We start from the raw sequence: 4,867 nt of genomic DNA, 5'->3' as shown, positions 1-4,867 counted from the left end.
GCTGTGCGTGGGGGTTCCGTCAATTGCCTCCGCACACCGACTTTTCTGGGGTTAACCTGACTCCGCTGGTGAAAACCGGCTCGTTCAAGATCGAGGTGGGACTCGGGCACGCAATCGCCGATGTCGTCACCCAGTACATCGAAGCTCTGGAAGTCCAGAAGAGCAATGCGAGCGGTCTTGCCCGCCTGAACGGTTGGGGTGCGTTGCCATCAGCCATCGCCATCCAACAGAAGCTCGAACGCAAAGCCACCGCCGACGAGTCAGCGGTCAAACGACTCGAAGCGCACATCGCCATCGCCCGCGACCAACGCGACACCTTCCTCGCCGCCATCGGCAAACTGCAAGCCGTCGACCAGCAGACCGCGGGCGACCTCGGTGCGACAGGGGCTGGCATCTGATGGGGTTCTGGGATGGCGTCGGCACCTTCGGTGAGTTCGCGGGTCACGTGGGCACTCTCGGCATTTTCAAGGTCATGGACAACCACGACCGGGCCGACGAATTCAGCCGACTCGATCAGGACGGCAGGGAGAAGTGGGAGGGCGACCGGACCATCATCAGTGATGAGTGGTCGCGGTTGAGCGCCAATTCCGGTCTGACGATGGACAAAGCGGCGGTGATCAACCCGGAGCCGTTCAGCACATGGACGCACCTGCAGATCTGGCAAGCGCTCAACGGCCCGGACGGCGTGTCCGGTGTCAACGCTGCGGACGTGAATGCCGGTGCGGACGGCTGGCGACGGCTCACGACGGGGACCGAGACCGCGGTCAACAACTACCGGACCAGCTTCGAACGGGTGCTGTCGGAGAAGTGGTCGGGGCAATCGGGGAACGCGGCGATCGACGCGATCAAGAGCTACACCGCCGACGCGACCAAGCTGCCCACGGCGTTTCAGATGGTCGCCAACGGTATCGACCACATGGAAGGCCTACTCGGACAGGCGAAGATCGCAATTCCGAAACCGGAGAACGTGTCTGATTTCGACGAGTTCATCAGCCACATTCCTGGCAACGGCGTGGTCAAGGCCGCGAAGCATCGCGCCACCGAGGCTCAAGAAGACGCCCGGCTCTTCATGATCGGCACGTATCAGCCGGGTTCGACCACCGTCGATAATCAGACGCCGGTGCTTCCTGTGCCGAAGAACGATGCCACCGATCCCGGTGGCGTGCCCGGCAACGGCGGCAACGGGGGCAGCAACGGTGGGGGCGCCAACAACAACGGCAACAACGGCAGCGGCGGTTCTCCCGCCACCAATCCCGCGGTAACGCAAGAGGATCCAACCACCACGACGCCGCAGACCACCGACTCCGGCGACGACCAGGACGACAGTTCCGACGACGACTCGACCGAACCCCGCAGCACTGACCCGACGGCGACCAACCCGGCCGCCACGACGCCCACCGGGACCGGCCAGCCGACGGGTGACAAGCCCGCCGGAACCGGTGGTGGCTCCCCTGGCTCCGGCTCGCCCGGTGGCGGGATCGCCGGGGGTCCGACCGCGCCCGGTGCTGGTCGCAGCGTGCCGGGTTCACCGGTCGGTGCGAGCCCGGCCGGGTCGGGCGCCCGCGCGGCGGCGGGCGGTGCCGCGGGTGCGCGTGGCATGAGCGGAATGCCCGGCATGATGGGCGGTGGGCGTGGCGCCAACGGCAAAGACGACGAGAACGAGCACACCACTCCCGATTACCTCATCCAGGACCGGGACAGCGAGCTCATCGGGCAGCTGCCACCGACACTTCCGCCGGGCGGGGTGATCGGCGCGTGAACTGGAACCAAAGGCTGTCGGACGGCGAAACGATACAGCGCAGGCAGGTGCCCGTCGGCCGCTGGGTGCTCGACCCGCACGCGTTCGCCATCGGACTCGAAGCGCATGGCCGGGACCGGCTGCCCTACCCGCTGACCTTTCAGCCCGAGTTCGCGGAAACCATCGAGATCCATAATGAGCGGCGCGAGGCCGCCGGACGCAGACTGCAGCAGATCTACGACCAGGGTCTGCACAAGGTATTCGGTGCGCTGCTCGAACCTCAGGTTCGCGTCGAGATCGAGCGCCTGCACGGGCCCGGCCAAACCGAGGTCGTGCGGGTGTTCGCCGGAATCATCGAGGACCACGCGGCATTGGCGGTCCAGGCTCCCGGGCCCACCCGCGAACAAGGCGGCGACCTCACCTTGAGCATTGTGCCGCTGGCCGACCTAGCCGCCGAGATCGTCGCGAAACTCCCGCACGTACAGGGCGGAACCACGCCGCGCTTCCAAGGCCGCCGCAGCGATCTCGACGCCGCCACGTACGCCCGGCACCCCACCCGCCTGTCCCCGGTCGAACAGACGCAGCGGTTCTTCCGCCGACCCCGCATCGGCACCGGCGAGATCACCGTCTACCCCGGCTACCAGGTGGATTCGCGGCCGACCTCCGACGGCAAAGCATTCCTCTGGCTCGACTACCTGGACGACGGTCGCTATCTGATCCAGCATCACGACGCCGACAACTTCACCGTCATCCCCGGTCCACCCGCGGAACTGACGCATCGGCTCGCCAAGCACATCGCGATGTTCACCGACCGACTGTCCCGGATGCCCTGATGGCCATCTACCTGGTCTTCCGGCTGTGTTCGGAGACCGATGACGAAGTCGTCTACGAGTACGCCGGTGTGGATCATCAGTTCGATCAGGTGGTCATGATCAGGACCGCTGATCACGCGGTCAGCGTGCCGGACGGTGCGGTGAACGGGCTCGCCATGCGGGTCGCCGCAAAGGCGATCCATGCCCACCGGACATCCGGGGTATGGATCCGGTTCGGTTCCCAGCAGTCGTAACCATCAACCAAGTGGCATATATGCTATCATGCACATATGCCACTGAAGCGCACGATGGTCTACGCCGAAGCTGATGACCTGGCGGTGATCAAGGACGCCGCCTCGCGCTCGGATGCAAGTGAAGCGGAGATCATTCGGGAAGCGATCCACCTGGCCGCGATGCGGTTGCGGCGCAGATCTGAGCCACTACGACTGCGCCGTTTCGCCAGCGGCGATCCCACACTCGCCGCGCGTACCGAGGAGATTCTCGCTGAAGACGGCGCTGCGTGACCGGAACCGGAATTGTCATTGCGGATACCTCCGGCCTGATCGCAGCCTTCGATACATCCGCACCGGAGAGCGATGCAGCCTTCGCCGCCCTCGAAAACGCCGGTTTGGTCGTGTTGTCACCGCTGGCGTTCGCCGAGCTCGATCATGTCGGGCGGCGGGAACTCGGCCGGGCCCTGGCTCAGTCGATGATCGAGGACCTCAGCGCGCAAGTCCGCATGGGCGCCTTCGAGATCGCTCAGATCACAGCCGACATTCTCGACCAAGCGAACGCTGTGCGCACTCTGTATCCGGCCCTCAACCTGGATCTCGCCGATGCGGTATGCGTCGCGTTGGCCGCAGAGTACGAGACCGATGCGGTTCTGACCCTTGACCATCGAGACTTCCGCGCGCTGACCCCATTGACGTCTCACCGCGCGTTCCGGATTCTCCCGGCAGATCTCTGATTGTCAACACGGATAACAATTGATTTGTTAATATGGGTCATGACTTCATCCGCGCTCCCCGGCGAAGGTCCGGTGCGACCTGTCTCGGTCTCGCTGCACGAGGGCACGATCGCAGCGCTGAAAGCGCGTACCGGCAAGCGCGGTATGTCCGCATACGTCGAGGCGCTCATCCAACGGCAGCTCGAACGCGATCGTCTTCGCGAGCTCATCGAGGCCGCCGAGGCTGAACACGGTCCGGTCGACCGGGCGGCTGTAGAGGCCAAGCGCGCACTTCTGCGCGACGATGCAATCGGCGCTGCGTGAGCGGCAGCCTGGTTCTCGATTGCGAAGGCCTGTCCCAGCTTGTTCAACGCACATCGGCGCTGACCGAGTGGATGGCGGCTGCCGAGGCGGAAGACAGCCGGGTAGTCGCGAGCACGGTCACCCTTGTCGAAGCCCGGAACCCGAATACCCCGCAAGCCCGGTTCGACTACGCGGTCTCGCGGGTGAATCCACTCCCATCGACTGAGGCGATCGCCCGCCACGCGAGCAAATTACTTGCCGCGCATGGACTACACGGACACAAGTACGCGCTCGATGCGATCGTGGCGGCAACCGCATTGTCAGTCTCCGGCCCTGTCGTGCTGCTGACCTCCGATCCCGAGGATCTGCGAGTATTCTGCGGGCCCGGAGTTCGCGTCGTAAAGATCTGAACGACCAGAACGACCGCCCATCAGGCTGTTTCAGGCAGCGCCCGGGGGGCAGTGGCCGAACATCTCCACAGCGACGGCTTCAACCTCGGTATCCGTGAGCGGCTCGTGGCAGGACTCGAAATCCGCAACGATTTCCGCGAGACGGTCCATCTCGAGGTGATGCCGCACCGCTTCGGCGACATAGACCGACAGACAACGCTTGCCCACTCTGTCCCCTACGCGCCTCGTAGACCGACAGGGTTTCCGTTGGGGTCGGTCAATACGCAGACCCGGACGCCCGGGGCCACTTCGCGTGGCGCGGACTGTTCAGCGGCACCTGCAGCGATCAAAGCAGCGCGGACGGCGTCCACGTCGTCGACGTCGTTGAATGCGACCGGGCCGACGGAGAGATCACCCTGGGGGCTGAGTCCGACCTCGAAGCCGTCGACCGAGTAGCCGACGTAATACGGCTGGTCGGTATGCGGTTCGCCGTAGAGCGCGCTATAGACCGACTTGGCGGACTCCAGATCGGACACGGGGATAACGATGGCGCCGATGGTGGGACTCATCTGGGCTTCCTTCCGGTGACAGCGGACTGTTCGGGGGGAGAGATCGTGATGTTCCTCCAGCCCAGGGTAACCACCGGGAACGGGGGGGGCACGGCGCCGGGCGGGCGCGC

Annotated in this window: 10 protein-coding genes; 8 read left to right on the top strand and 2 right to left on the bottom strand. The window is 65.0% G+C overall.

The genetic code is table 11. The features are described from left to right. From ACFWPJ_RS24810 to ACFWPJ_RS24775, 8 genes are all read left to right on the top strand, one after another. Positions 1-398, top strand: a 398-nt coding sequence (locus ACFWPJ_RS24810) for a hypothetical protein (protein WP_378854786.1), incomplete at its 5' end; no start/stop codon positions are given. Next, complete coding sequence (locus ACFWPJ_RS24805; protein WP_378854785.1) at positions 398-1,759, top strand: hypothetical protein; 1,362 nt, start codon at positions 398-400, stop codon at positions 1,757-1,759. The genes ACFWPJ_RS24810 and ACFWPJ_RS24805, both read left to right, overlap by 1 nt. Then, the gene (locus ACFWPJ_RS24800) at positions 1,756-2,571 is read left to right on the top strand and encodes an ESX secretion-associated protein EspG (RefSeq protein WP_378854784.1); all 816 of its coding nucleotides are present in this window, start codon (positions 1,756-1,758) and stop codon (positions 2,569-2,571) included. The genes ACFWPJ_RS24805 and ACFWPJ_RS24800 overlap by 4 nt, the downstream gene beginning before the upstream one ends. Further along, positions 2,571-2,804, top strand: a complete 234-nt coding sequence (locus tag ACFWPJ_RS24795) for a hypothetical protein (protein WP_378854783.1) — start codon at positions 2,571-2,573, stop codon at positions 2,802-2,804. The genes ACFWPJ_RS24800 and ACFWPJ_RS24795 overlap by 1 nt, the downstream gene beginning before the upstream one ends. Positions 2,805-2,840: 36 nt before the next feature. Beyond that, on the top strand, positions 2,841-3,074 hold the full coding sequence (locus tag ACFWPJ_RS24790) for a CopG family transcriptional regulator (protein WP_378854782.1): 234 nt from the start codon (positions 2,841-2,843) through the stop codon (positions 3,072-3,074). Then, positions 3,071-3,517: a PIN domain-containing protein gene (locus ACFWPJ_RS24785; protein ID WP_378854781.1), complete on the top strand. Its 447-nt coding sequence runs from the start codon at positions 3,071-3,073 to the stop codon at positions 3,515-3,517. Before ACFWPJ_RS24790 ends, ACFWPJ_RS24785 begins: the two co-directional genes overlap by 4 nt. A 39-nt stretch (positions 3,518-3,556) precedes the next feature. Continuing rightward, positions 3,557-3,820, top strand: a complete 264-nt coding sequence (locus tag ACFWPJ_RS24780; RefSeq protein WP_378854780.1) for a hypothetical protein — start codon at positions 3,557-3,559, stop codon at positions 3,818-3,820. Continuing rightward, entirely contained in the window at positions 3,817-4,209 is a 393-nt protein-coding gene (locus ACFWPJ_RS24775) for a type II toxin-antitoxin system VapC family toxin (RefSeq protein ID WP_378854779.1), read from the top strand. The genes ACFWPJ_RS24780 and ACFWPJ_RS24775 overlap by 4 nt, the downstream gene beginning before the upstream one ends. Before the next feature lie 30 nt (positions 4,210-4,239). Here the strand turns inward: ACFWPJ_RS24775 and ACFWPJ_RS24770 are convergent, their stop codons facing one another. Together ACFWPJ_RS24770 and ACFWPJ_RS24765 are read right to left on the bottom strand one after the other, a co-directional pair. Next, on the bottom strand, positions 4,240-4,416 hold the full coding sequence (locus ACFWPJ_RS24770; protein WP_378854778.1) for a hypothetical protein: 177 nt from the start codon (positions 4,414-4,416) through the stop codon (positions 4,240-4,242). Between the two features lie 8 nt (positions 4,417-4,424). Next, entirely contained in the window at positions 4,425-4,757 is a 333-nt protein-coding gene (locus ACFWPJ_RS24765; protein WP_378854777.1) for a VOC family protein, read from the bottom strand. Positions 4,758-4,867 lie beyond the last annotated feature (110 nt).

Origin of the sequence: Nocardia sp. NPDC058497, from assembly GCF_042720195.1 — a bacterium.
Lineage (GTDB): Bacteria > Actinomycetota > Actinomycetes > Mycobacteriales > Mycobacteriaceae > Nocardia.
Note: the sequence above shows the minus strand (reverse complement) of the source record. Positions and strands in the feature narration are given on the sequence as shown.